Origin of the sequence: Micromonospora sp. NPDC049836 (genome assembly GCF_044465125.1) — a bacterium.
Taxonomy (GTDB): Bacteria; Actinomycetota; Actinomycetes; order Mycobacteriales; family Micromonosporaceae; genus Micromonospora.
Genome location: NZ_JBITLH010000016.1, coordinates 68,439 through 95,191 on the forward strand (window position 1 = coordinate 68,439; position 26,753 = coordinate 95,191).

At 73.8% G+C, this 26,753-nt stretch carries 18 protein-coding genes and 1 pseudogene; 14 read left to right on the forward strand and 5 right to left on the reverse strand.

Translation table 11 applies throughout. From position 1 onward, the window contains the following. Positions 1-88: 88 nt before the first annotated feature. The 7 genes from ACIBPB_RS29830 to ACIBPB_RS29860 all read left to right on the forward strand — a co-directional run bounded on the left by ACIBPB_RS29830 (position 89) and on the right by ACIBPB_RS29860 (position 5,973). Positions 89-820, forward strand: a complete 732-nt coding sequence (locus tag ACIBPB_RS29830; protein ID WP_396842769.1) for a FadR/GntR family transcriptional regulator — start codon at positions 89-91, stop codon at positions 818-820. Further along, entirely contained in the window at positions 817-1,644 is an 828-nt protein-coding gene (locus tag ACIBPB_RS29835; RefSeq protein ID WP_396842770.1) for a sterol desaturase family protein, read from the forward strand. The genes ACIBPB_RS29830 and ACIBPB_RS29835 overlap by 4 nt, the downstream gene beginning before the upstream one ends. Then, positions 1,641-2,315: a lysoplasmalogenase family protein gene (locus tag ACIBPB_RS29840; RefSeq protein WP_396842771.1), complete on the forward strand. Its 675-nt coding sequence runs from the start codon at positions 1,641-1,643 to the stop codon at positions 2,313-2,315. The genes ACIBPB_RS29835 and ACIBPB_RS29840 overlap by 4 nt, the downstream gene beginning before the upstream one ends. A 169-nt stretch (positions 2,316-2,484) precedes the next feature. Beyond that, positions 2,485-2,973 carry an SsrA-binding protein SmpB gene (gene smpB / locus ACIBPB_RS29845; protein ID WP_357325223.1) on the forward strand — a complete coding sequence of 163 codons (489 nt, stop codon included), beginning with the start codon at positions 2,485-2,487 and terminating at the stop codon, positions 2,971-2,973. 126 nt (positions 2,974-3,099) lie between these two features. Then, positions 3,100-3,993, forward strand: a complete 894-nt coding sequence (locus tag ACIBPB_RS29850) for an SGNH/GDSL hydrolase family protein (RefSeq protein WP_396842772.1) — start codon at positions 3,100-3,102, stop codon at positions 3,991-3,993. Positions 3,994-4,126: 133 nt separating this feature from the next. Next, positions 4,127-4,702, forward strand: coding sequence for a helix-turn-helix domain-containing protein (locus ACIBPB_RS29855; protein ID WP_396842773.1), 576 nt, complete (start codon positions 4,127-4,129; stop codon positions 4,700-4,702). Further along, on the forward strand, positions 4,699-5,973 hold the full coding sequence (locus ACIBPB_RS29860; RefSeq protein WP_396842774.1) for an MFS transporter: 1,275 nt from the start codon (positions 4,699-4,701) through the stop codon (positions 5,971-5,973). The genes ACIBPB_RS29855 and ACIBPB_RS29860 overlap by 4 nt, the downstream gene beginning before the upstream one ends. A gap of 67 nt (positions 5,974-6,040) precedes the next feature. On the opposite strand, the gene ACIBPB_RS29865 is transcribed toward ACIBPB_RS29860, so the two are convergent. Beyond that, the gene (locus ACIBPB_RS29865; protein ID WP_396842775.1) at positions 6,041-8,689 is read right to left on the reverse strand and encodes a glycoside hydrolase family 3 protein; all 2,649 of its coding nucleotides are present in this window, start codon (positions 8,687-8,689) and stop codon (positions 6,041-6,043) included. A 266-nt stretch (positions 8,690-8,955) separates the two neighbouring features. On the opposite strand from ACIBPB_RS29865, the gene ACIBPB_RS29870 reads away from it, so the two are divergent. Further along, positions 8,956-10,194, forward strand: coding sequence for an RICIN domain-containing protein (locus ACIBPB_RS29870; RefSeq protein WP_396842776.1), 1,239 nt, complete (start codon positions 8,956-8,958; stop codon positions 10,192-10,194). A 354-nt stretch (positions 10,195-10,548) separates the two neighbouring features. Here the strand turns inward: ACIBPB_RS29870 and ACIBPB_RS29875 are convergent, their stop codons facing one another. Next, positions 10,549-10,800, reverse strand: a complete 252-nt coding sequence (locus tag ACIBPB_RS29875) for a flavin reductase (protein WP_396842777.1) — start codon at positions 10,798-10,800, stop codon at positions 10,549-10,551. Positions 10,801-10,956: 156 nt separating this feature from the next. Here ACIBPB_RS29875 and ACIBPB_RS29880 point away from each other — a divergent pair. Then, a pseudogene (locus ACIBPB_RS29880) lies at positions 10,957-11,235 on the forward strand (Scr1 family TA system antitoxin-like transcriptional regulator); the annotation flags it as partial. Beyond that, on the forward strand, positions 11,226-11,417 hold the full coding sequence (locus tag ACIBPB_RS29885; RefSeq protein ID WP_396842778.1) for a DUF397 domain-containing protein: 192 nt from the start codon (positions 11,226-11,228) through the stop codon (positions 11,415-11,417). The pseudogene ACIBPB_RS29880 and the gene ACIBPB_RS29885, both read left to right, overlap by 10 nt. On the opposite strand, the gene ACIBPB_RS29890 is transcribed toward ACIBPB_RS29885, so the two are convergent. Continuing rightward, positions 11,396-12,373 carry a helix-turn-helix transcriptional regulator gene (locus ACIBPB_RS29890; RefSeq protein WP_396842779.1) on the reverse strand — a complete coding sequence of 326 codons (978 nt, stop codon included), beginning with the start codon at positions 12,371-12,373 and terminating at the stop codon, positions 11,396-11,398. The two genes, ACIBPB_RS29885 and ACIBPB_RS29890, sit on opposite strands and share 22 nt — an antisense overlap. A 91-nt stretch (positions 12,374-12,464) precedes the next feature. Here ACIBPB_RS29890 and ACIBPB_RS29895 point away from each other — a divergent pair, with 91 nt between their 5' ends. Next, positions 12,465-13,454, forward strand: coding sequence for a zinc-binding dehydrogenase (locus tag ACIBPB_RS29895; protein WP_396842780.1), 990 nt, complete (start codon positions 12,465-12,467; stop codon positions 13,452-13,454). Between the two features lie 89 nt (positions 13,455-13,543). Here ACIBPB_RS29895 and ACIBPB_RS29900 read toward each other — a convergent pair whose 3' ends face one another. Continuing rightward, a complete protein-coding gene (locus ACIBPB_RS29900) occupies positions 13,544-14,002 on the reverse strand; it encodes an Lrp/AsnC family transcriptional regulator (RefSeq protein WP_396842781.1) in 459 nt (152 codons plus the stop codon). 111 nt (positions 14,003-14,113) lie between these two features. On the opposite strand from ACIBPB_RS29900, the gene ACIBPB_RS29905 reads away from it, so the two are divergent. From ACIBPB_RS29905 to ACIBPB_RS29915, 3 genes are all read left to right on the forward strand, one after another. Continuing rightward, positions 14,114-15,172, forward strand: coding sequence for a Glu/Leu/Phe/Val dehydrogenase dimerization domain-containing protein (locus ACIBPB_RS29905; RefSeq protein WP_396842782.1), 1,059 nt, complete (start codon positions 14,114-14,116; stop codon positions 15,170-15,172). Positions 15,173-15,332: 160 nt separating this feature from the next. Continuing rightward, entirely contained in the window at positions 15,333-15,851 is a 519-nt protein-coding gene (locus ACIBPB_RS29910) for a GNAT family N-acetyltransferase (RefSeq protein ID WP_396842783.1), read from the forward strand. Between the two features lie 16 nt (positions 15,852-15,867). Further along, positions 15,868-16,716 (forward strand): PhzF family phenazine biosynthesis protein, encoded by an 849-nt coding sequence (locus ACIBPB_RS29915; protein ID WP_396842784.1) that lies wholly within the window; start codon positions 15,868-15,870, stop codon positions 16,714-16,716. Between the two features lie 50 nt (positions 16,717-16,766). Here ACIBPB_RS29915 and ACIBPB_RS29920 read toward each other — a convergent pair whose 3' ends face one another. After that, positions 16,767-26,435 (reverse strand): hypothetical protein, encoded by a 9,669-nt coding sequence (locus ACIBPB_RS29920; RefSeq protein ID WP_396842785.1) that lies wholly within the window; start codon positions 26,433-26,435, stop codon positions 16,767-16,769. Between the last annotated feature and the right edge of the window lie 318 nt (positions 26,436-26,753).

Below are 26,753 nucleotides of genomic sequence, written 5' to 3' on the forward strand. Positions count from 1 at the left end.
GTCATTCTCCGACGTCGCTGCCCCCCGCGGAAATCCGACTGGTCCAACCAGTTGACGGGTTGATGTGTTCGGCACCACACTGCTGGCCATGGCCTTCGCCCCCGCGCCCCGCGCCTCGGTCTCCGACCACGTCTTCGGCCAGCTCCGCGACGCCATCGTCAGCGGCCGCTACCGGCCGGCGGAGACGCTGCCCGGCGAGCGCGAGCTGGCCGCCGCGTTCGAGGTCAACCGGCACGCCGTCCGGGAGGCGCTGCGCCGGTTGCAGCAGCTCGGCCTGGTGCGGGTCAGCCAGGGCGGGGCGACCCGGGTGCTGGACTGGCGGATCCACGCCGGGTTGGACCTGGCCCTGTCGCTGGCCCGCTCCGGCGACGTACTCCCGGTGGAGACGCTGCTGCGCGACATGCTGGAGATGCGGGCCTGCGTCGGGATCGACGCGGCCCGGCTCTGCGCGGAGCGCGGCGACCGGGCCGTCACCGCCGCGCTGGTCACCGCCGCCGAGGAGTACGGCGCCCTCGCCCCCGACCTCGACCGGATGCACGAGGCCAACATCGACATCTGGCGGCTGGTGGTGCGCGGCAGCGGCAACACCGCCTACCTGCTGGCGTTCAACAGCCTGATCGCCGGCACCCTCGCCGTCGGCGACGTCCCGCCGGACGCGCGCGCCGCCGAACTGCTCGACGTCGCCGGCCACCGCCGGCTCGCCGCCGCAATCGCGGCCGGCCAGGGCACGGCCGCCGCCCGGCACGCCCGGGCGCTGCTGACCGCCCCGGTCACCACCCCCACCCCCACCCCCGCTCCCCAGGAGGAGGCCCGAGCATGATCCCCGCCGTGCTCTACGCCATCCCGGCGTTCCTGCTGTTCATCGTCCTCGAGGCGGTGTCCTACCGGTTCCTGCCCGACGACGAGGAACGCGGCTACGAGGTACGCGACACCGCCACCAGCCTCTCCATGGGACTGGGCAGCCAGCTCATCGGCTTCCCCTGGAAGCTGGCCACCGTCGGGCTGTACGCGGCGCTCTGGACGATCGCCCCGGTGCGGCTCTCCCCCGGTGACTGGTGGGTCTGGGTGCTGCTCTTCTTCGCCGACGACCTGGCCTACTACTGGTTCCACCGGCTGCACCACGAGGTGCGGGTGCTCTGGGCCAGCCACGTGGTGCACCACTCCAGCGTCTACTACAACTTCTCCACGGCGCTGCGGCAGAGCTGGACGCCGATGACCTCGCTGCCGTTCTGGCTGCCCCTGGCCCTGCTCGGCATTCCACCGTGGATGATCTTCCTGCAGCAGTCGATCAGCCTGCTCTACCAGTTCTTCCTGCACACCGAGCGGGTCACCGTGCTGCCCCGGCCGATCGAGCTGATCTTCAACACCCCGTCGCACCACCGGGTGCACCACGCCTCGAACACCGAATACCTGGACCGCAACTACGGCGGCATCCTCATCGTCTGGGACCGGCTCTTCGGCAGCTTCGCCCCCGAGCGGGCGCCCGTCCGGTACGGCCTGACCAAGAACATCGCCACCTACAACCCGCTGCGGGTGGCCACCCACGAGTTCGCCGCGGTCTGGGCCGACGCCCGGTCCGCCCGGTCCTGGCGGGAGCGGGTCGGCTACGTGTTCGGCCGGCCCGGCTGGCAGCCCTCCCGGTGAGCCGCCACGGGCTCCGCCTGTTCGGGGTCGTCGCCGTGGTCGAGCTGATCGGCGTCGCCACCGACTCCACGCTGACCCAGTGGCTGGCCAAGCCGCTGCTGGCGCCGCTGCTGCTGGCCTACCTCTGGTCGGTCCGGCGGCGGTTCGACGGGGTCGCGGTCGGCCTGGTCGCGGCCACCGCCGGGGACGTCGCGCTGCTGCTGCCGGGCCGGACCGCGTTCCTGGCCGGCATGGGCTGCTTCCTGCTCACCCAGCTCGGCTTCCTCACCGCGTTCCTACGCCACCGCCGCCCGCCGGTGGCCGCGGTGCTCGGCTACCTGCTCGCCTGGGCGGCGGCGAACGCGCTGCTCTGGGGCGCGCTCGGGCCGTTGCGGCTGCCGGTGCTCGGCTACAGCCTGGCGCTGTCGGCGATGGCCGCGGCCGCGACCGGGGTGTCCCGGCGGACCGGGCTGGGCGGCGCGCTCTTCCTCGGCTCCGACCTGCTCATCGGGCTCGGCGCGGCCGGGGTCGACTTCGCGGGCCGTGGCCTGCTGGTGATGGCCAGCTACGCGGCCGCCCTTCTGCTGATCACCACCGGGTGGGCCGGGCAGCGGCCGCCGGGTGGGGCCGGCCGGCCGCGGCCGGCCGATCCACCGGACGGGCGGGTGCCGGACCGGATGGCGGCCCGCTGAGCCGCCGCCCCGCCGGCCTGCTGAGCCGCCGCCCCGCCGGCCTGCTGAGCCGCCGCCCCGCCGCCCCGGGCAGACCCGCCGGCCCGGCCCGGGGCGGCGGCGACCGCGGGACGGCCGGGGCCGGCGCCCGGATATCCTGCCCTCGGCGCGGCGGACGAGGAGGCAGGGCGTGGCCAGGGAGAACGGGCGCAAGGTCATCGCCAGCAACAAGAAGGCGCGGCACGACTACACGATCCTCAAGACCTACGAGGCGGGGATCGTGCTGGCCGGCACCGAGGTGAAGTCGCTGCGCGAGGGACGGGTGTCGCTGGTCGACGCGTTCGCCCAGGAGCGCGACGGCGAGATCATGCTGTACGGCCTGCACATCGCCGAGTACGGCTACGGCACCTGGACCAACCACGCGCCCCGGCGGACCCGCAAGCTGCTGCTGAACCGGGTGGAGATCGCCCGGATCCTGGAGAAGCTGCGCGACGGCGGGATCACCCTGGTGCCGCTGTCGATGTACTTCGCCAACGGCTGGGCCAAGGTCGAGCTGGGCCTGGCGAAGGGCAAGAAGTCGTACGACAAGCGGCAGGCGCTCGCCGAGCGGGACGCCAACCGGGAGATCGCCCGGGAGCTGGGCCGCCGCCTCAAGGGCCGGGCCGGCACCGGCCGCTGACCGGCCGGGCGCCGATCGAAACGCAGGTTCTTGCCGCCCGAGACAAAGACGAAGGTAAATATTGACGGACGGCGTCAACACGGACAGAATCGGCGCACCCATGATCCACCACCCTGGGAGCCCACCATGATCCGTCCTCGCCTGCCGTTCCCCCGGGCGGCCAGCCGGCTGGGCGCGCTCGCCGCCGTCGTCGCCGGCGTGCTGCTCGCCTCCGTCACCCCCGCCAACGCCGCCGTGCCCGCCGGGCGCTACGTCGCGCTGGGCGACTCGTACACCGCCGGCCCGCTCGTCCCCACCCAGGTCGACCTCAACTGCCTCCGGTCCAACCGCAACTACCCGTCCCTGGTCGCCGCGTCGGCCGGCTCGGCGTCCTTCGCCGACGTCAGCTGCTCCGGGGCCACCACCAACGACATCCTCAACGGCGGCAGCGGTCAGCTGGGCATCTCGGTGCCGCCCCAGCTGAACGCGGTGACCTCGAGCACCGCGCTGGTGACCGTGCAGATCGGCGGCAACGACATCGGCTTCTCCAGCATCATCAGCGACTGCGCGCAGGCCAGCCTGGACAGCCCGTTCGGCTCGCCGTGCAAGAACACGTACACCGCCGGCGGCACCGACCAGCTGCGGGCCAGGATCAACGCGGCCGCACCGAAGGTGACCACCGTGCTGCGGGCGGTCCGGGCGGCCGCTCCCGGCGCGCGGATCGTCGTGATCGGGTACCCGGCGATCGTGCCGGACAGCGGTTACGGCTGCTGGCCGCTGGTCCCGATCGCCTACCAGGACGTGCCCTACCTGCGCGGCGTCGAGAAGGCGCTGAACACCATGCTGGCCAGCACCGCCGCCGCGAACAACGCCAGCTACGCCGACGTCTACACCCCGTCGATCGGCCACGACGCCTGCAAGAGCAGCGGCACCCGCTGGGTGGAGGGCCTGATCCCGGAGAACTCGGCCGCCCCGTTCCACCCGAACGCCCGGGGCGAGCAGGGGATGGCCACCGCCGTGCTGGCCCACCTCAACAGCTGACCGCCCTCCCCCACCGGCAGGCCCCGTCGCACTCGCGGCGGGGCCTGCCGCCTTTCCGGGACCGGCCGGGCGGGCCGTCATTCGTTCCACAAGACTTCTTGTACATGCTTTCTTGTTCTTCTAGGCTGAGGCAGTGACCGAAGAAGAGCCCATCCTGCGGCTGAGCGACCCCCGCGCCATGCGGGCCCTCGCCCACCCCACCCGCCTGCGCCTGCTCGGCGAGCTGCGGCTGCGCGGCCCGCAGACGGTCGGGACGCTCAGCGAGATCGTCGACGAGGCGGTCGGCTCGGTGAGCTACCACCTGGGCAAACTGGCCGAGCACGGGTTCGTGCGGGAGGCGCCCGAGCTGGCCCGCAACCGCCGGGAACGCTGGTGGCGGGCGGCGCACGCCCGCACCAACCTGGAACTGGTCGAGATGCTCGCCGACCCGGAGCGCAAGGCCGCCTCCGACCTGCTGCGCCGCGCCGTCCTGGACCGGTACGTCGAGCGGCTGCGCAGCTACCTCGACGCCGAGGCCACGCTCGACCCGGCGTGGGTACGCGGCACGGCCAACAGCGATTCCTGGCTGCACCTGACCAGCAAGGAACTGGTCGAGCTGCGGGCGGATCTGGAGGCGCTGGCCGCGCGCTGGCACGCCCGCAGCGACGCCGACCGGCCCGACGCCCGCACCGTCACCCTGATCTACCACGCCTTCCGGGACCCGCGATGACGGCGGCCGCACCGCGCCGCGCCCCCCTGGCCGGGCTGCTCGGCGCGCACGTGGTCTCGCTGACCGGCAACATGCTGACCCTGATCGCGCTGCCGCTCTACGTGCTGGCCGAGACGGGGTCCGCCGCGGCAACCGGGCTCACCGGCGCCTTCGCCACCGCCCCGGTCGTGCTCGGCGGCGCGTTCGGCGGCGTGCTCGTCGACCGGATCGGCTACCGCCGGGCCAGCGTGCTGGCCGATCTGGTCTCCGGCGTCACGGTCGCCGCCGTACCGCTGCTGCACGCCACGGTCGGCCTGCCGTTCCCCGCCCTGCTCGGCCTGGTCTTCGTCAGCGGCCTGCTCGACACCCCGGGCCAGACGGCCCGAAACGCGCTGCTGCCCGAGGCGGCGACCGCGGCCGGGGTGCCGATCGAGCGGGCGGTCGGCTGGTTCGAGGCCACCGAACGCGGCGCCCGGCTGATCGGCGCGCCGGTGGCCGGCCTGCTGGTCAGCCTGCTGGGCGCGCTGCCGGTGCTGGCCGTGGACGCGGCGACCTTCGCGGTGTCCGCGCTGATGGTGGCGATCCTGGTGCCGCGGAGCCTGCAAGCCGACGCCGCAGCGGAGGCCGGATCGGGCGGCTACTGGCGGGACTTCGCCACCGGGCTGCGCTTCCTGCTCCGCGAGCCGCTGGTGCGCGCCGTGGTGCTGCTGATCCTGGTCACCAACCTCTTCGACGCGGCCAAGAGCAACGTGCTGCTGCCGGTGGTGGCCACCCGGGAGCTGGGCGGGGCGAGCGCGTTCGGCCTGCTGGTCGGCGCGATGGGCGGCGGCGCCCTGGTCGGCTCGCTGCTGTTCAGCGCGGTGGGGCACCGGCTGCCCCGGCGGGCCACCTTCGTCACCGCGTTCGCGGTGGCCGGCGCGCCGCCGTTCTGGGCGCTGGCCGCGGCCCCGCCGCTGCCGGTGGTGATGGCCGTCTTCGCGCTGGCCGGCCTCGCCGCCGGCGCGATCAACCCGCTGATCGGCGCGGTGAAACTCGAACGGATCCCCGCGCACATGCGGGCCCGGGTCTTCGGGGTGGTCGGCGCGGGCGCCTGGGCGGCCATGCCGCTGGGCGCGCTCGGGGCCGGCGTGGCCGCCGAACGGTTCGGCACCACCGGGCCGCTGCTCGCCATCGGCGCCGGCTACCTGCTGGTGGTGCTCACCCCGCTGCTCGGCGGGCCGTGGCGGGACATGCGCCGGCCCGCGCCCGAGGGCCAACGCCCCGAGCGGACACCGGCGCCCGCCGCGCAGTGACGCTCGACCGGGCCGCCGGTCGGTCTCCCCGATCAGGGTGGGAACCGGGGAGACCGACCGGCGGGGGTCAGCGCGCGACGCGGACGAGCAGGGTGAACGCCCGGACCGGGTCGCCGCTGAGCTGGGCGTGCTCGGCGTCGGCGAGCAGGGCGGCCCAGTTCTCCGGCGCGTCGCCCCGGACCACCGCGTCCTGGGCGGCATCGCGGGCCACCGCGAGGACCGCGTCGACCAGTGCGGCGTTCCCGCGGTCGGCGCGCAGCTGCCCGCCCAGGCGGTCCAGGATCCGCGGCGCGTCGCGCAGCGAGCCGTCGGCGTGCCAGGCGGCCGGCGCGAGGGCCGCGCCCAGCTGGGGCCGGTCGGCGGCGAGCGCCGCGAGCCGGTCCCGGCCCCGGTCGGTACGCAAGCCCCAGCCGAACGGGTACAGCGGCCGGTAGTCGGCGTCACCGACGTTGATCGGCACCTGCTCCTCGGCGCGCGGCCAGCTCACCGGCAGCCGGCCGGTGAACGGGCGGCGGCCGAAGAGCACGTCGGCCACGCCCGCGCCCTCGCTGCCCGGCAGCCAGGAGGCGACCAGCGCGTCGATCTCGGCGAGCTGGTCGGTGAGCACCTGCGGCCGGCCGGAGACGACCAGCACCACACAGGTGGGCAGCGCCGCGCAGACCTTGTCGACGACCGCCCGGTCGGCCGGTTGCAGCCGCAGTGACTTCTCCTCCTGCTGCGGCACGCTGCACCAGCCGCACTCCGGGCCCCCGACGTCGCCGTAGCCCTCCGCGTACGGGGTCTCGCCGACCACCACCACGCCCACCTGGGCGTCGCCGGTCGGGGCGGAGGCGTCCGCGCTGTAGGTGACCCGGGCGCCCGGTGCGACCTGGCGGATGCCGTCCAGGATCGAGGTGCCGGGGATCGCGTCCGGGCCGGAGACGCCCTGCCAGGTGATCGTCCAGCCGCCGGCCTGGTTGCCCAGGTCGTCGGCGTTACGGCCGGCCAGGTAGATCGACGCGTCGGGGCGCAGCGGCAGGGCCCGCCCGCTGTTCTTCAGCAGCACCTGCGACTTGGCCACGGCCTCCCGGCCGAGCGCCCGGTGCGCCGCGCTGCCCACCTGGTCGACGTTGGCCGCCGAGGCGTACGGATTCTCGAAGAGGCCCAGCTCGAACTTCTTGGTGAGGATCCGGCGCACCGCGTCGTCGATCCGCGCCATGCCGACCCGGCCGGCGCCGACCTCGGCCAGCAGCAGCTGCTCGAACTGCTCGGCGGTGTTGGGCTCCATGAACATGTCGCTGCCGGCGTTCACCCCGACCCGTACCTTGTAGGCGGTCAGCCCGCTGTTGGTCGGCTCGGCCGGGTCGGGGATCTGGTGGATGCCCTCCCAGTCGGTGATGACGAAGCCGTCGAAGCCCAGCCGGCCCTTGAGTTCGCCGGTGATCAGGTCCGGGTTGGCGTGCATCTTGATCGGGTTGCCGAGCCCGTCGGAGGTCCAGTCCACGCTGGAGAAGGAGGGCATCGCGCTGCCCACGTCGTGGCGGCGCACCGCCGGCCCGTACGGCGCCAGGTCGATCCGGGCGAAGCGGGCCCGGTCGGTGACGGTGACGCCCTGGTCGATCGGGTACTTCTGCTCCCACCACGGCTTGCCCTCGTTGGCGGCGGCGGTGGCCTCGTCGTAGTCGGTGTCGCCGTCACCGGCGAAGTGCTTGGCGGTGGCGAGCACCCGGTCGGCGTCGTCGAGCTGCCCGGACCGGCGGCCCTGCAGGCCGTCGATGACGCTCTCCATCGACACCACCAGGGCCGGGTCCTCGCCGAAGCTCTCGTAGCTGCGGCCCCACCGCTCGTCGCGGGACACGCAGAGGCAGGGCGCGAAGTTCCACGGGATGCCGGTGGCGCGCACCTCGGCGGCGGTGGCGTGCCCGATCCGCTCGACCAGCGCCGGGTCGCGGGTGGCGCCGAGGCCGACGTTGTGCGGGAAGATCGTCGCGCCGTAGACGTTGCCGTGGCCGTGCACGGCGTCGATGCCGTAGATCAACGGGATCTGCAGCCGGGTGCTCAGCGCCTGGGCCTGGAGCCCGTTGACCATCTCGACCCAGGCGGCCGGGGTGTTGGTGGCCGGGGTCGAACCGCCGCCGGAGAGGACGGAGCCGAGCTGCCAGCGCGCGACCGCGGTGGGGTCGTCGGCGACGGCGGCCCGCTCGGCCTGGGTCATCTGGCCGACCTTCTCGGCCAGCGTCATCCGGCCGAGCAGGTCGGCGACCCGCCGCGACACCGGCAGCCGGCGGTCCAGGTACGGCAGGCCGTGCGCGTCGACCACCACGGTGGGCCGGGCCGCGACGGTGGCCCCGGCGGCGGTGAGGGTGACCGGCACGGTCTCGGCGGTTTCCGGGATGCCGTCGGCGCGCACGGTGACGGCGAGCGAGCGGGTGGCCCCGGAGGGGCTGCCGGCGGGGAAGGTGACCGCGCCGGAGTCGGCGGTGAAGTCGGCGCCGGCGGTGGCGGTGCCGCCCCCGGCGGTCCAGCGCACGGTGACGGCCGCGCCGAGGGGCCGTCCGTCGGAGGTGGACACCGCCAGGTCCACCGGTGCCCGGCTGCCCTCGGCCGCCAAGTACACCGACCGGCCGGTGCTGACGGTGACGGTCTGGGCGTCGGCCGCGGCCGCGGGTGGGGCCGGGAGCAGGGCCAACGCCAGCACGCCGACCCCGGCGAGCGTGGCGTACCTGGGCAGTCTCATCTGGTGCCTCCCCACGGGACCGGTCGCCCGGTACCCCGTCGGTCCGGTGCCGCCCCTCGTCCCGCTACCGGATCCTTCCGAACGGCATCGCGTGACGTCAATATTACCGGCGGGTTCCGGAGTCGTTCCCGCCGCCGAGGAAGCGCTCTCTTGACAGCCGTCGACTTCGTTCATAGCTTCATCGAAGTCTATCTTTATGGTTTGTTTACCGTTCGGGCGGCCGTCCCGCGGCCGGACGGGAACGCCACAACCGCAGGGAGGCATCCGTGCGCAGCATCCGCACCATCGCCGCCGTGGCCCTGGCGAGCGTGGGCCTGACGGTCGCGCTCACCGCCACCACCGGCAGTCCGGCCCTCGCCGGACCCGGGGCCGTGACCTGGTCCGACGACTTCAACGGCGCCGCCGGCGCCGCACCCGACGCGAGCAAGTGGCGCTATGACATCGGCGGCGGCGGTTGGGGCAACAACGAGCTGGAGTACTACACCAACAGCACCCGCAACGCCGCGCTCGACGGCAACGGCAACCTGGTGATCACCGCCCGCAAGGAGAATCCGAACGGCTACAACTGCTGGTACGGCAGCTGCCAGTACACCTCGGCCCGGCTGCTCACCAACGGCACCTTCGCCCAGGCGTACGGCCGGTTCGAGGCGCGCATCAAGATCCCGCGCGGGCAGGGGCTCTGGCCGGCGTTCTGGATGCTCGGCAGCGACATCGCCACCAACCCGTGGCCCAACAGCGGTGAGATCGACATCATGGAGAACGTCGGCAACCAGCCGTCCACCGTGTACGGCACGCTGCACGGCCCCGGCTACTCCGGCGGCAACGGCCTCGGCGGTTCCACCTCGCTGCCGAACGGCCAGGCCCTCGCCGACGCCTTCCACACCTACACCGTCGACTGGGCGCCCGACTCCATCACCTGGTATCTCGACGGGGTGGCGTACTCCCGCAAGACCCCGGCCGACGCGGGCAGCAACCGGTGGGTCTTCGACCACCCGTTCTTCATGATCATGAACGTCGCGGTCGGTGGCAACTGGCCCGGCTCGCCCGACGGCAGCACCACGTTCCCGCAGACCATGACGATCGACTACGTCCGGGTCCAGGCCTGGGACAGCGGCAGCGGCGGGGGCACCGGCGGCCCGATCACCGGGTACGGCAACAAGTGCGTCGACGTCGCCTCCGCGAGCACCGCCAACGGCACCGCCGTGCAGCTCTGGACCTGCAACGGCACCGCCGCCCAGCGGTGGACGTGGAACTCCGACGGCTCGGTGCGGGCGCTCGGCAAGTGCATGGACGTGGCCGGCGGATCGACCGCCAACGGCGCGAAGGTGCAGCTCTACGACTGCAACGGCACCGGCGCCCAGCGGTGGACCTTCACGTCCGCCGGCGACATCGTGAACCCGCAGTCCAACAAGTGCCTGGATGCCACCGGGGTCAGCTCCGCCGACGGCACCCGGCTGCAGATCTGGGACTGCACCGGCGGCGCGAACCAGAAGTGGCGTCGCTGAACCACCTGCGCGGCGGGGGCCGGCGCTCCATCGAGCGATCCGCCGGCCCCCGGCCCCCGATCCCCTGCCCTCGCCCCCGGCCCGAGGCCCCCGGCCCCGGGCCCCGGAGCGAGACCGCCAGCTTGCCGCTGGCCTTGCTGACCGATGTCTGTCGTTGCGCCGGCCCTCCAGCCGACGGATCAGGTTGGAGGTTACTCACGAGCGATATGCCGCTGAGGCATATTCATGCCACAGAGGCATACCGCTTGAAGGCATGCGGGCCTCCTGGTTTGCGGACAGCCAGGCCGGACGGGTGCCCGGCGGGGCGGACGGGGGACCCGTCCGCCCCGCCTCCGCGCAGGCCACGCCGATTGGTCAACCGCGCGAACGCGCCCAGCCGATGAAGCGGTCGTACAGGCCGGCCGGCGCAACGCCGTCGTCCGCGCCGGGGAGCTGCTCGGCCGCCTCGGCGGCAAGGGTCGCCAGGTAGATCAGTAGACCCGGGCGGGCATCGCGGTACTCGGTGAGGAGCCGCAGCTTCGCCGGGGAGCAGGGCCAGGCGATTCCGCACGCCCGGCAGCGCCAGGTCGGACGCGAGGGGATGTGCGCCATCCGGGCGCGGTTCATCGCAGCCTCAGGGCGACGGCGCGCGCCTCCTCATCGGTGAGCGGGAAGAACCACAGGAACCGCCGCACGATCTCGAGCGGCTGCGGACCGCCCGAACGACCGCGCAGATCCCGGATCGCCCGACGAGCCAGCCGGACAAACTCCGGCAGCAGCTCGGCCCGCCGGGCGGCATCGGTCGGCGGATCCGTCCACGCCGAGCAGGGCCAGTCCTCGCCGCAGTCGTCGCAGGTCCAGCCCGGCGGCGCGGTCGTGTGCGCGGCCCTGCCTGACGGCGGTCGGGTGGCACACGTCGACAGCCAGGCGCAAGCGCAGATCATCGAACAGACCGAGGACATTGCTACCCTGGACAGGCGGTGGGAGCGGGTTCGTGGAGAGGCCCTGTCCCGAGCCCAATCCCTCGACCTGATAAGGGAAGCAGCACGATCATGGAACTGATCGGCGCGCGGTGGCGCAAGAGCACGAAGAGCGGCAACAACGGTGGCGACTGCGTCGAGGTCGCCGACAACCTGCCGGGCGTGGTCGGCGTACGCGACTCGAAGGACCCGACGGGCCCGGTGCTCACCTTCGCCGCGCCGGCCTGGCGGGCCTTCGTGGCTCAGCTCGGCTCGCGGTCCTGACCGCCGGCCGCCCGGGTGGCGCGGAGGAATCGGCTGCCCCACTCCTGGACGTGCGCGACGAACTCCGGCGGCCCCAGCACCTCGAAGTCGGCGCCCACGTTGCCCAGCGCCTGGGTCGGCCAGTCGAGCGAGGTCGAGGTCATGGTGAGCCGGCAGCGGTCCTGATCGACCGGTTCGACCGTGCCCCAACTGCCCACCGCCTGCCGCACCCGGGCGGCGGGCGCGTGCACCAGCGCGGTCACCGTGTACGGCGCCGGGGCCCCGCTCGCGGCCTGGACGAAGGTCACCGCGTCCTCGGCGGGCAGCGGGCGGGGCCGGAAGCGGGCACCGGTGGCCGCCGGCCCGCTCAGCCGGTCGAGCCGGAAGCTACGCCAGTCGTGCCGGCCCAGGTCGTAGGCGACCAGGTACCAACGGCCGCCGAGGGCGACCACGCGGTACGGCTCGACCTCGCGCTCGGTGGGTGCGGAGCCCCGGGCCGTGTAGCCGAACCGCAGGCGCTCCTCGTCCCGGCAGGCCTGGGCGACCGCGGTGAGCACGTCTGCCGCGACGACCGGCCCGGCGGTGACGGCGGACAGGGTCATCGCCCGCAGGGTGTCCACCCTGGCCCGTAGTCGGGGCGGCAGGACCCGCACCACCTTGGTGAGCGCGCGCAGGGACGCCTCCTGCATTCCCGCGATCCCGCTCTGCGCCGCGTCGCCGACGCCCACGGCGAGGGCCACCGCCTCCTCGTCGTCGAGCAGCAGCGGCGGCAGGACCGCGCCGGGCGCCAGCTGATAGCCGCCGTCGGTGCCCCGGGCGGCGCCGACCGGGTAGCCGAGCTGGCGCAGCCGCTCGACGTCGCGGCGCAGCGTCCGCTCGGACACCCCGAGCCGACCGGCCAGTTCCGGGCCGGACCAGTGTCGGTGGGTCTGCAGCAGCGAGAGCAGCCTGAGGGTCCGCGAGCTGGTGTTCGCCATACCGACATCCTGCCTCGACTTGCGGTCAGGAACTGACCGCAAGCCTCTCTAGTGTCGATCACGACAGCCACACCCGAGGCAAGGACAAAAGATGATCACCCGTGAGATTCAGCTGACCGCCCAGGTCACCGGTAGCCCCACCCTCGACCACTTCACCGTCGCCAAGACCGAGGTGGACGGCGAGGTCCTGGTACGCACCGAGCAGATCGGCCTCGCCGCGACGTACCTGGAGTTGATGCGGGCCGACTGCGCCATCCCGGTGCCGGCCTGGCAGCCGGGCCAGCGGGTCGGGGTGGCCACGATCGGCACCGTCGTGCGCTCGGACAGCCCCGACCTCGAGGTCGGCGACCTGGTCCAGTCGATGACCGGCTGGAGCGAGTACTCGGCCGGTCCGGCCGGCTCGTACGTCAAGCTCGACCGCGCGCTGTTCGCCGACCCCGGCTACCACCTCGGCCAGGGACCGACCGCCTACCACGGGATGGCCGAGGTGGCGGCGGTCGGCGCGGGCGACGTCGTATTCGTCTCCGGCGCGGCGGGCGGCGTCGGCTCACTGGCCGGACAGATCGCCCGGTGCCTGGGCGCCACCCGGGTGATCGGCAGCGCCGGCAGCCCGGCCAAGGTCGACTACCTGGTGCGCGAACTCGGCTACGACGCCGCCTTCGACTACCACGACGGCGCCACGGCCGACCGGCTGCGGGAACTCGCCCCCGAGGGCATCTCGGTCTTCTTCGACGTGGTGGGCGGTGAGCAGTACCAGGGGGCGTTGCAGGCGGCCCGGCCCGGCGCGCGCTTCGCGCTCTGCGGCTCGCTGTCCAGTCAGCTCGGCGGCGCGGCGCAGCGCTTTCCGCAGCCCGACCCCGCGGCGGCCGAGGCCCGCGGCGTCACGTTGCTGCCCTTCTCCTGCCACCACACGCCCGCGCAGATCGCGGCCTGGCGGGAGCACCTCAGCACCTGGCTGGGCGAGGGCCGCTTCGTGTATCCGCAGACGGTGGTCGAGGGCGGGATCGAGGACGTGCCGCAGACGTTCCTCGCCCTGCTGCGCGGTTCCTACCGGGGCAACGTCTCGGTGCGGCTGGCGTGACCACCCTCTCGCTCCAGGCCCTGAACCGGGCGCTGCTGGACCGCCAGTTCCTGCTGCTGCACTTCGTGGCCTGAGCCGCGCGCCGCCGCCTACCGGTCGAGTGGCTCGATCACCTGCTTGCGGGCGTGCTGGTAGATGACCGAGCTGCGGAACCCGACGATCTCGCGGCGCCCGCTGAACTTGTCCATGAGGAAGGCGTGCAGGCTGTCCACGCTGGGCACGGCCACCTGGACGAGGAAATCGTCGCCGCCGGCCACCACGAACACCGACACGACCTCGGGCAGGCTCATCGCGTACGTCTTGAAGCCCTCGATGACGGTGCGGCTCAGCGGGCGGACCTGCACATGCAACAGGGCCTGCACCCCGCGGTTGAGCGCGGCGAGACTGATCTCGGCGTGGTAGCCGGTGATCACGCCGCGATCCCGGAGCGCGCGCACCCGCTCGAGGCAGGTCGACGGCGCGATGCCCACGGCGCGGGCCAGCTCGCGGTTGGTCTGCCGCGCATCTGTCTGGAGGTGCCGGATTATCGCCGAATCAAGTTCGTCCACGATCGAGATCGTCGCACCGTTTCCGAATGACGTTCGGTAAGAGCCGGTAGCGCCCGTCCAACTGCCTACTGTCGACCCCGTTCGGGCAGGCGGATGACGGGAGGAATCATCATGGTCACGGCGGCGGTCGACAGCGGGTCCATGCACGAACACGTCGTTGTCCGGCGGGGCGGCCGGTCCGGCCTGCCGATCATCGTCGCGGTGCACTCCACCGCGCTCGGGCAGGCCATCGGCGGCTGCCGGTTGGCGCACTACCCGCACTGGCGGGACGGGCTCACCGACGCGCTGCGCCTGTCCGCCGCGATGTCGGACAAGTGCGCGCTGGCCGGGCTGCCCAACGGTGGCGGCAAGACGGTCGTCGCCCTCCCGCCCGGCCGGACGCCGGACGGGTCCACCCGCCGGGCCATCCTGCACGACGTGGGCGACGTCATCGCCGGTCTGGCCGGCGCCTACGCCACCGGCCCGGACGTGGGAACCGGACCGGACGACATGCTGACCATCGCCGACCGGACCCCGTACGCGTTCTGCCGACCGGTCGACGCCGGCGGAAGCGGCGACTCCTCCGCGCACACCGCCGCCGGGGTGCTGGCCGCGCTGCGCGCGTTGTGCGCCGAGCGGTTCGGCTCGGCCGACCTGTCCGCGCGCAGCTTCGCGGTGCTCGGCCTCGGCCGGGTCGGCGGCCACGTGCTGCGAATGCTCGCCGGCGCCGGCGCGACGCTGGTCGCCGGCGACGTCGACGACACCCGCCGCCCGCTCGCCGACGCGGCCGGCGCCACCTGGGTCAGCCCGCCGGACTGCCTGACCGCCGAGGTGGACGTCCTCGTCCCCGCCGCGCTCGGCGGGCTGCTCACCGCGGAGTCGGTACCGACGCTGCGCTGCACCGCGATCGCCGGACCGGCCAACAACCAGCTCGACGCCCTGGCCACCGCCGATCTGCTGCACCAGCGGGGCATCCTCTGGGCGCCGGACATCGTCGTCAGCGCGGGCGGCATCATCCATGCCACCGCCGTCGAACTGCACGGCGAGACCTCCGAGCAGGCCGCCGTCCGGGTCCGCGGCATCGCCGACACCCTCACCGACGTCCTGCGTACCGCCCGGGCCACCGGCTCGACCCCGGCCACCGCCGCCCGGCTCCGGGCCCGCCAGCGCATCCGGAACGGCCACCGGTGAGCGGTAGCCGCCGTCGCCCACGCACCCACGCCCGCACCCGCCGACCGGCCTGGAGCGTCCCGGCATGACCTTGAGCACCCCCGCCACAACGGGCACGCCGACCTGCTCCGCGACCGGATCGACGGGACGGTCGGCAGGTAGCCCTGCCATGATCAGAAGCATGACGCCCCGCACCCCGGAGACCATCCGCACCGAGCGGCTGCTCCTCCTGCCGCTGCTCGTGGCGCACGCCGAGGAGATGGCCGCCGTGCTGGCCGACCCACGGTTGCACACCTTCATCGGTGGCTCCCCCGCCGACCCGGCGGCCCTGCGCGCCCGCTACGAACGGCTCGTCGCCGGCTCCCCCGACCCGGCCGTCTCCTGGTGCAACTGGGTGATCCGGCTCGCCGACGAGGAATGCCTGGTGGGCACGGTCCAGGCGACCGTCACCGGCCCGGCCGACGAACGCACCGCCGAGATCGCCTGGGTGGTGGGGACCCCCTGGCAGGGGCGGGGCATCGCCACCGAGGCGACCCGCGCGCTGATCGCCTGGCTCGGGCGGCACGGGGTAGGCACCGTGATCGCCCACATCCACCCCGACCACCGGGCGTCCGCCGCCGTCGCCACCGCCGCCGGCCTCACCCCCACCGACGTCCGGCACGAGGGCGAGATCCGCTGGGTACGGGCCGCCGGCGGCTGACCCGTAACCTGGCGCCATGACGGAAGTCCTGCGGTACGCCGCCTTCACCACCGACCCGGCAGCGGGCAACCCGGCCGGGGTCGTCCTCGACGCCGGCGCCCTCACCGAGCCGGATATGCAGGCCATCGCGGCCGACATCGGCTACTCCGAGACGGCGTTCCTCACCGCCACCGGCCCCGGCGAGTACGACGTCCGCTACTTCAGCCCGCAGGCCGAGGTGCCGTTCTGCGGCCACGCGACCATCGCGTCGGCCGTCGCGGTCGCGGAGCGGGGCGGGACCGGCGAGCTGACCTTCCGGACCCGCGCCGGCACGGTCCCGGTGGCGACCGCCCGAGACGCCGACGGGCGGCCGACCGCCACGTTGACCAGCGTCGCGCCCGCCGACGCGCCGGTGCCGCCGGACGACCTCGCCGAGGCGCTCGCCGCGCTGGGCTGGGCCGCCGGCGATCTCGACCCGGCGCTGCCGCCCGCCGTCGCGTACGCGGGCGCCCACCACCTGATCATCGGCGCGGGCACCCGGCAGCGGCTGGCCGCGCTGGACTACGACTTCGACCGGTTGCGCGAGCTGATGCTGCGCCGGGACTGGACCACGGTGGCGCTGGTCTGGCGCGCCGCCGGCACCGAGTTCCACGTCCGCAACCCGTTCCCGGTCGGCGGCGTCGTCGAGGACCCGGCGACCGGGGCGGCCGCCGCCGCCTTCGGCGGCTACCTGCGTACCCGGGGGCTGGTCGAACCGCCGGTGACCCTGCGCCTGCACCAGGGCGCCGACCTGGGCCGGCCCGGGCTGCTGGTGGTCGACGTGCCGGTCACCGGCGGCATCCGGGTGACCGGGACGGCCGTGGTCATGCCGCCGGTCGAGGGCTGAACGCGCCGGGGCCCGGCTCCCACGGGAGAGCCGGGCCCCGGACGCCTCACTCAGTCGGTGCAGGACGGGGTGTCGAAGTGCCCCGGGGTGGACGGGAACGCCGCCCCGGCACCCTGATCCTTGTTGTCGCGCGGATACACGTAGGACAGCTCCAGGAACGCGGAGGTGCCCGCCGTGGTCACGTCGTCGGCGCTGCGTCCGGCGCCGGTGGTCCAGGCCAGCCGGGTCAGGAAGTCCTGCATCGCCGGGCTGTGCTGGCGGATGTCGTTGAACCCGCCGTACGCCGAGTTGCAGTGCGTGAACAGGTTGTACGCGCCGTTCCAGTCGAAGAGCCGGTCACCGTTGTTCGGCCCGTTCTGGGTCACGTCGCCCTGGAGCACGTCCCGGTCCCAGCCGCCGTAGATCCAGTCCGTGCCGTGGTGGTGCTGGTTGTCGGCGAGGACGTCGTTGTCCAGGTTCGTCGCCTCGAACCAGCGGCACGGGTCGACCGTCCCGGTGGACAGGTCCACCGGCCAGGCCCCCGCCGCGCAGTTGTCCGGGTAGGAGCCGCGCGGCCGGAAGTCCAGCAGGTCCGAGCCGAGCACCGCGGTGACGGCCGGGCCGCTGGTCGCCCCGGCGCCACCGAAGATGTGGTCGACGTACTGGTCCTGGTCGCCCCGGGCGGCGGCGCTGAACACCCCGTTCACCAGGCACTGCGGGTTGGTCGCGTCGAGCACCGGGTCGCAGCCCTTGCCGCCCCAGAGCACGTCCGAGCCCTCGCCGCCGAACACCTCGTCGCCGCCGCTGTCACCGTTGGCCACGTCGTCACCGAAGCCGCCGTGGATGTTGTCCGCGCCGGCCCCACCCCGGATGTAGTCGGCCGCGCCGGCCGTGAGGCCCGCGTGCGGCATGGCCGCCGAGGTGGCGCTGCCGATCCAGGCGTCCCCGTCGGTGTCGTGCAGCAGGTCCACCCGGCGGTCGTACCCGCCGGCCCGGAACCCGGTGTACGACTCCTGCGGCACCGACGACAGCGTCGCCGTGAAGCCGAGCGCCGCCACGTCGTCGGCGTTCAGGTACTGGTTCACCACGCCACCCCGGTCACCGAGGATGGCGTCCCGGCCGTCCTCGCCGTACAGGGTGTCGGCGCCCAGCTCACCGAAGAGGTCGTCGTCGCCGGCGCCACCCCGGATCAGGTCGTCGCCGTCCTGGCCCCACGCCCCGTCGTTGCCGGCGTCGCCGAAGAGCTGGTCGTCGCCGTAGGCGCCGGCCGGTTCGCAGGTGGCCTGCCCGGTGGTGCAGAACCGGGTGGACGGGCCGGGCAGCGCCGGGTCGTGGGTGCGGGCCGCGGTCGCGTCGGCCGGCACCGCGCCGGTCGGGTACCGCTCGGTGTAGACCCGCTCGGCCGGACTGCCGTTCACCGTGGTCACGGTCCGCAGCAGCGAACCGTTGTCGCCGAGGAGCACGTCGTCGCCGGCGTTGCCCTCCAGGACGTCTCCGGTGTCCCGGAACCCGGCGGCCGCGCTGCCGCCGATCAGGTCGTCCTGCCCGGCCGGCGCGCCCGCGCCGACCAGCTCGGCCGCCGGCGACGGGTCGCCCGGCCAGCCCGGGTCGGGCAGCGGGGTGACCGTGGCGTGCCCGGCCGCCCCGAGGGCGCCGTCGCCGCGCAGGCTGTCCGCGCCGCCGTTGCCCTCCAGGTAGTCGCCGTCGCCGTCACCGGTCAACGCGTCGTCGCCGTCCTGGCCCCAGAGGGTGTCCACGCCGTCGCCGCCGCTGATCCGGTCCGCGCCGAACCGGCTGGGGCTGAGCGCCGCCCGGTCCAGCAGCACCACGATCCGCGGGCCGAACGGGGCGCCGTCCGCGCCGAGCCGGACCGTCACGGCCGTGGGCTGCTCGCCGGGGAGCGGGCGCAGCACCGCGCCGTTGTCCCCGATGACCGCGTCGGAGCCGGGCCCGCCGAACACGGCGTCCGCGGTGTCCGGCTGGCCCGTCGTGCTCGGCCCGGTCCCGTCGTACGCGGTGCTGGACCCGCCGACCAGGTCGTCGTCGCCGGCGTCGCCCTCGACCCAGTCGGTGCCGGAACCGCCCTCGGCGAAGTCCGCGCCCGCGCCCGCGTGCACCCGGTCCGGACCGCCCTGACCGAAGATCACGTCGTCGCCGTCACCGCCGGAGATCAGGTCCCCGCCGCTGGTGCCGGCGGCCGGGCTGAACCCGAGGTCGAGCAGGGTGACCTTGCGCTGCGGGCCGGTCCGGCCCTGGGTGACCCGGGTCGCGTCCGTGGTGGCCGGCGTGAACCGGCCGTTGTCCCCGGCGATCAGGTCCGCGTCGCCGTCGCCGAAGAGCCGGTCGCCGGTGTCCGGGCGGCCCGTGCCGGTGGCCGGCTCCTGCCCGGAGCCGCCGACGATCTCGTCCCGGCCCGTGCCGCCGTGCACCAGGTCGGCGCCGTTGTTCCCCTCAAGCTGGTCGTCGCCGCCGTCACCGTCGACCCGGTCGTCGCCGAGGCCGCCGTACGCGACGTCGTTCTCCGGGCCGCCGGAGATGACGTCCCCGCCGCCCGCGGCCGGCACGTCCCCGGCCAGGTCCAGCGGGTACGGCCCGACGTCGCCGATGCGCGGGGTGCCGTTGTCGCCGACGATCCGGTCCACGCCCCCCTCGCCGTAGACGAAGTCCCGGCCGTCGGCCACGCCGGCGGTGCGCCCGCCGCCGTAGAGCACGTCGCCGTCATCGCCGCCGAGCACCTGGTCGGCGCCCTGGTTGCCCTCCTCGGTGTCGACGCCGGTGCCGCCGTACAGGCCGTCGTCGCCGGTGTTGCCGAAGAGCAGGTCGTCGCCGTCGTCGCCGTGCAACTGGTCCACGCCCGGACCGCCCCACGCCCGGTCGGCGCCGCCGCCCAGGTGCAGGGTGTCGTCGCCGAGCTGACCGCAGGCCCGGTCGTCGCCGCCGCCGAGGTCCGCCCGGTCGTCGCCGCTGCCGGCGGTGACCACCTCGACCCCGGCGCCGCCGAGGATCAGGTCGGCCGCGCCCTGGTCGGTCGGGTCGGGCTGGGCGTCGGCGAGCGCGGCGTCGGCACAGGTCTCGGCGGTCAGCCGCCGGTCGCCGAAGACCGTCGCCCCGCCGTCGCCGCCGATCAGGTGGTCGCTGCCCAGGCCGCCGACCAGCAGCTTGGTCTGCGACTGGGTGCCGGCCGGCAGCGGCTGGTGGCTGACCGGCCGGGCCGGGCCGTACCCGTCGGTGCCGTCCGGCTCGCCCACCGTGGCCGGCTCGGCGATCACGTAGTCCTCGTCGGGGCCGCCGAACAGCTCGTCGGTGCCGTAGCCGCCGACCAGCACGTCGTCGCCGCCGTAGCCGTAGAGGTGCCCGGTCTGCCCGTTCGCGGAGTGCGAAACGACCAGGTCGCTGCCGGCGCTGCCGTGCACGGTGTCCTGCCCGGAGCCGGTGTCGACCTTGTTGACCAGCCCGGCGTCGCCGCTGCCCGGCGCGTCCGGGTCGGCCGGGGCGGTGCTGCCGGCGGTGTGGATGGTGTCGTCGCCGGTGCCGCCGTTGAGGATGTCCGAACCCGGCCCGCCGATCAGGGTGTTCTTCCCGTTCGGCCGGTCGTCGACGACCACGCCGAGCACGTCGTCGCCGCCGTTGCCGTAGACCGTGCTGGCGCCGTGCCCGACGGTGACGTGGTCGTCCTCGCCGCCGGCCGCCTCGCTGGGCGCGGTGAGCTTCGTCCAGTCGACCAGGCCGTCGAGGGTCTTGTCCCCCACCGAGGTGTGCACGGTGGTGCCGCCGGAACGGTCCACCGGGCCGAGACCGCTGTCGCCGGCCACCACGTTGTCGCCGTCGCCGGTGGTCACGGTGTCCTTGCCGGCGCCGCCGGCCACTCGGCTCACCTGGCCGGCCGCCTCGGCCGTGACGATCACGTCGTCCCCGCCGCGACCGTCCACCCAGGCCGGCCCGCTGCCGGTGCGGATCTGGTCCCGGCCGTCCGAGCCGATGACCACCGCGGCCCGGTCGAACACCGAGGTCTTCGTGCCGTCGCCGCCGGTGTCGCCGTCGCCGAGCAGCAGGATCGACAGCGAGGTCTTGTCGGCGTCGGCGACCTGGTAGCCGCGGCCGTCGACGACCACCCGGGTCAGGTTCGGGTCGAGGAACTCCTGCTTGCGGCCGAGCGCCTCGACCGCGAACCCGTCGAAGTCCGGATCCGGGTCGGCGAAGTGCACGGCGTACACCTTCACCACGTCACCGGCGTACGTGCCGGCGCCGTTGTCCCACGCCTTGTCCCCGCGCTGGTCCTTGGTGCCGAACTTGCCGGCGAAGACGACCAGGGTGTCGCCGACCGTGCCGCCGAGTTCCGGTGGTTTCGGTTTGCAGTCCGGTTGCGCCCGGAAGTCCAGCAGCGTGGCGTCGACCAGGGTGAAGTCGAAGGTCTTGCTGAACAGGAAGAGGTCGATGGTGATGTAGACCTTGAGGAAGACCGACAGCGCGCCGCTGGTGGTGAAGAGGCAGACCGGGTTGACCAGGAGCGCCTGGAGGAACTCGCTGGTGCGGAACTTGCCGTCGTTGTTCGGGTCGTTCCAGCTGAACCCGACGGTGAGCCGGATGCCGCCCTCGATGCCCGCCTTGACGATCAGGACGCTCACCTGCGCCCCGGCCGCGATCTCGCCGCGCAGGGTGACCACCGGGACGGCCGTGCCGGTGCTGTCGGCGGTCTTGAAGTAGAGGCCGTCCAGCAGGCTGACCGCGTCCAGCGCGGTGCCGTCCGTGGCGGCCTCCACCGCGTGCCGGATGCCGGCGGTGTCCAGGCCGGCGATGAACCGGGCGGTCACCGAGGCGCTGCCGGCGAGGGTGACCAGCACCGGCGGCGGGGCGTAGACCGGGCCGAAGGACTGCCGCCAGCTGAACCCGAGCGACAGCGGCCCGGAGTCGAAGCTGACCAGTTCCACGTCCTGCCCCATGAGCAGGCCGAACAGCGAACCCGGGTTGTCGAACACCGGGAAGCTGAAGCCGGTCTTCTGGGCGTTGGTCCGGCCCTGCCCGTCGGGCGTGAACAGCTTCCCGGCGTCGCCGCCGGCCGCGCCGTCCACCGCGGACTTGACGTCCGACGTCTTCGCCGGCGCGTACCCGTGGTCCTTGTCGATCAGGCTCTCCGCCGCGGCGGGCGAGACCGCCGTGGTCAGCGCCCGGCCCGGGTCCACCTGGAACGCGCCCAGCGGGATGGCGCAGTTGGTGGCGCAACTGGTGGGGATCGAGTTGACGAAGCTGATCACCGAACGGACGGTGTCCACGAAGTCCAGCTTCGGCCCGCCGGCCAGGGTGCTGAACGTCTTGGCCAGCCAGACCAGGGTGATGTCCGGGCCACCGGTGGCCTTGGACAGGTCGGACAGCACCGGGATCGGCGCGTACAGGGTGTCGATGACCGGCTGGAGCGGGCCGGTGACCGCCTTGATCTTCTCCACCACCGGCTTGAGGATCTTGGTGAAGAAGGCGCCGGCGTCCAGCGCGATGTCGGTGAAGGCGACCTGGAGTGGGGTGCTGACGTTGTCGCCGGTCGGGGTGAGCCCGCCCTGCTGGTGCGTCAGCCCCCACTTCAGGGTGAAGTGGGCGCTGACGCCGGGCAGCGCGGAGACGTCGCCGCCGGTGTCCACCGCCGCGGCCAGCCGCCAGTCGATGTTGACCGCGGCGGTCAGGTCGGTGGCGAGCAGCGAGCCCAGGTCACCGAACTCGGCGAGGGTGAGCTTGTCGTCCGGCTTGGCGGTGCAGTCGGCGGTGACCGTCGGGTCGAAGCAGCTCTTCTCCCCCGCCGAGCCCTTCAGGTCGATCCCGAAGTACGCCCGCACCAGCGGCGCGGTGCCCTGCTTGGTCGCCTTCACCTGGATGAAGGCGAGCTGGGCGGCCAGGTCGCCGGTCATGTCGAAGCTCGCGCCGATCTGCACCTCGGGCGAGGTGTCCCCGTCATGGGTGGGGACGTAGAAGCCCTCGTCCCGGTCGAGGACCAGATCCAGGTGCAGCTTCCAGCCGAGCTTGGCCTGGATGCCGTCGGTGGCGCCCTTCTTCGCCTTCAGCGACAGGCCCGGGATGCCCAGGTCGAGCGGGACGTTGGCGGTGAGGCACCGGTCGGCGTCGCCGGCGTCCGTGCAGCCGGCCGCGGCCGACGGGGTGCCGCGGGAGGTGGTGAGCGTGATCCGGATGGACTGGAAGTCCTCCGGCTGGCAGGGCGCGGTGACCCCGCTGCGGCAGCCGACCACGGCGCTCACGCCCGGGTCCAGGTCGTGCAGGGCGGTGTTGAGGGCGGCCTGCATGCCGGCGCTGTCCAGGGTGGCGTCGGCCAGCGCCGGACCGATCGCGGCCTTGACGTCCGCGCGCAACTGGGCGATGAACTTCTGGCCCTGCTGGAGGTCGTCGCCGACCAGGGGCAGCTTGCCGTCGAAGCTGGCCAGCCGCAGCGCCTCCTCCACCTTGGCCAGGTAGCCGTCGATGCCGACGTTGAAGTCGGTCAGCTTCAACGACAGGTTGGCGAAGCAGGAGGTGAGGTCCGGGGTCTGCGCGTGCGGCGCCAGGTCCAGCCCCATGGTGAAGGTGAGCAGGTTGGTGGCGTCGTCCGGCTCGCAGTTGTTGACGAACAACGGCGCGCGGGCGCAGATCGGGGTGCTCGTGCCGCCGACCCCGTCGCCGCAGTCGACGCCGGCCGTGGTGAAGCTCGGGGTGACGCCGAACAGCCCGCTGACCGGGCCGTCCGCGGCGAGCCCGCCGAGGCCGACGCTGAGGTTGGCCTTGACGGTGGCGAAGTCCGGATCCTTGCCGAGGTCCAGGGCGAGCGGGCCGACCCGGGCGGCCAGCGCCGCGTCGGTCACCCCGCCGCTGACCGTCACCTTCGCCGAGGAGTTCTTGTCCAGCAGCGGCGCCGCGTTCAGCTTCAGCGGCAGCAGCAGGCCGAGCTGAGCGCGGGCGTCGACGTCGAGCGCGAAGGTGCCGGAGCTGTCCAGGCTGATCAGCTCGCGGGCGCCGTCCCAGGCGAAGGCGAGCGGCCCGGCGGTACGCACGTTGCGCTTCCAGTCCAGCCCGATCCGCAGGTACGGGCCGCCGGCCCGCTCGTCGAGGGTGAACTGGATGCCGCTGTCCGCGCCGATGGCGCCGTTGAGCAGGTCGAGGGCGTCCTGGAGGTTGTCCGGCGGTGCGGCGAGCAGCTTGTCCAGCGCGTCGGCCAGCTCGGGCCGCAGCGCGTACGCGGACCCGTCGCCGGGCTTCGGCGAGCCGGCCGCCTCGACCCGCAGGGTCTGGCCGTCCACCCGGGCCAGCACCCGGTAGGCCTTGCTGCCGATCACCACGGTGCGCCCGGCCAGCCGCGGGTCGAACGCCGCGTCGCCGCTGCGGCCGGCGTCCTTGAGCAGGAAGTTCGCGCCGTCGGCGGTGAACGTGACGCCCTTGCCCACGCCGCTCTCGTCGGCGCCCAGCAGTTCCCGGGCGGAGCGGCCGAGCAGCGGGATCTCGGTGTTCAGCGGGCCGCTGCCGCCACCGGGCGCGGAGAGCGCGGTGTTGACCAGCCGCAGCGCCTCCACCACCACGGCGAAGAGCGCCTTCGGGTCGTCGGGGTTGAAGTCGACGGCGAGGATGTCGGCCAGGCCGGCGGTGTCCACCACCGGCTGCCCGCCGGCCTGCCAGCTGACGTCGACGCCGACGCCCTCGCCGAGCGCACCGGTGGCGCCCGGGACGCTGACCGTGACCCGGCCGGTGGTCTTCACCGAGGAGGAGACGGCCAGCAGGTTGCCCGGCTCCGACTGCAGCCGGCGGAACAGCTCGCCGAGGCTGACGTCCTGGGCCTGCTTGAAGCCGACCCGCAGCATCCGCTGACCGGTGGCGGCGGGCCCCACGGAGAGGTTGCCACCGAGCTTGACCTTGAGGAAGCCGGCCGTGGCGAAGAAGTCGACCCCGGTGGTGATCGGGAAGTCGGCGGCGAACAGCGGCGTCGCCGGGTCGGTGCGCAGCAGCACCCGGTCGGCGTTGGCGGCCGCGCTGCCGAGGTCGTCGCGCAGGTCGAGCACGAGGGTGACGGCGGCGCTGTAGCTCGGCTTCACGGTGGCGAAGCTGGCCTGGGCGTTGGCCGTCCGCAGGCCGACCTTCTTGTCGCCGCCGGCCGGTTTGGTGAGCGTGCCGGCCAGTTCGACGGCGCCGATGTTGGGGCTGGATCCGCTGATCACCCAGACGCTGTCGGCGGCCGGCCGGCCACCGATCCAGTCCCCGGACAGGGTGATCGAGGTGGCGGTGTTGGCGGCGATGGTGCCGGCCGAGGTGCCGGCGACGACCCGCTGGCCGACCAGCTCACCCGCGGTGAACCGGCGGTCGTCGTCGGCGAGGCTGAGGCCGTTGGCGGTGAAGGTGGCGCCGCGGCCGGAGATCGAGGCGGCGCCCGGGTCCAGCGGCACCGCCACGGTCGAGTTGCGTTCCAGCTTCACCCGGAAGACCAGCTTCTCGTCGGCGAAGGAGAGGTTGTCCACCGGCAGTCCCTCGGCGGCGAGCAGCTTGACCAGTTCCTGGATCGAGCTGAACGTCGGCTGGCCGGCCTTGGCCGGGTCGTCGGTGGCCGGGTCGAAGTCGGGGTCGTCCGGTTTCGGGTGGACGTACTTCTTGAGGAAGCCGGTGAGTTTCTCGTTGACCTTCACGGCGTCGGCGAAGGTGCCACGCAGGAACGGCAGGTTGAGGTTGCCCGCCGGCCCGCTCTGCTGCACCCCGCCGAGCAGGGTGGCGAGCTGGGCGAGCCCGGCGGCGAGGTCCAGCGGGCTCATGTTGCGGAACCTGGCGATCGTCTCGTCCAGGCCGGTGGTGGTGACCGTGGGCGCGCCGACGGCGATGTCGTTCCAGTCCACCTTGACGGCCGCCGCGACGGCGGGCAGGGCGAAGGGTGCACCGGCGGTGGCCGCACCGAGGTTGACCACGGCGTGCACGGAGCCGGGCCCCGGCTCGGTCTCGGTGTCGGAGATCTTCCCGCCCCCGGCGCCGTCGAGGGCGACCTGGACCAGCCCGGCGAGCGAGCCGGCGGCGCCCAGCTCACCGGTCCCGGCGCCGGCGGCCGTGTCGAACGCGAGCCGGCCGTCCCCGTTGGGGTCGGTGAGGGTCACCTTCACGTGGGTACGCGCGGTCAGCGTGCTGCCGGCGGTGAGCGTCACGCCCAGGATGCCGACGGAGGCGGTGGCCTGGTCCAGGTCGGCGCGCAGCTTCGCGGCGGCGTCGATGTCGAGCCGCGGGGTGTCGCCGTCGCGGACCAGGTACGTCTCCCCGGCGGCGGTGTGCCGGGCGCGCAGGTGCAGGGTCGCCCAGCCGGTCACCTCGACCGCCTTGGCCACGGTGACCCCGCCGACCGTCAGGTCCTTGTCGCTGACCTGCCGCTTGGTGGTGAGCAGCACGTCCAGCAGGTGGTCGCCGCCGTCGGCGGTGACCGAGCTGGTCAGCCGGGTGCCGCCGCCGAGGTCGACGTCGTCCTTGGTCAGCCCGGAGGCCAGCGCGTCGGCGGCCTTGCGGGTGAGCTTGTCGGTCTCGACCAGGGCGCCGGGGCTGACCCCGAGCAGGGGCAGCGGCTGGCCGAGCTGGCCGATCCGGGACAGCCCGCCCTCCGTCCAGGTGGCGGTCCGGGTCATCAGGTTCTTGAGCGCGGACTCCCACGCCTCGTCGGCCTGGGCGGGCGCCGCGGTCCACACCAGAGCGAGCGCGGCGGTCACCACCGTCGCGGTCAGTGCGGCCAGCAGCCGCCGTAGTGCCACCATGAGCCACCTCTTCCTGGATGGTCCGTCACCGACGGCGCTGGTCCCGCGACAGCACATCGATCAAAGAGGTGACCCACAACTTCTGTGTCGAGATCGTGACAGCCTGTCAGGCTGATCGGTCGACGTGATTGCGCCGGCCGTCGTGATCGGACTGAGCAATCAGCCAGAGCGATCCGCCGCCACGGATCGAACCGGCCGGCGCGCGTAACGAAACTGCCGTCGGTGGCGCTATTACCTAGCGCTCCGACGCCCCAGGATCCCGGTGGCCGGCGCGGGGCGGGCAGCCGCCGGCCCCCGGACAGCGACGGCCGCCGGGCG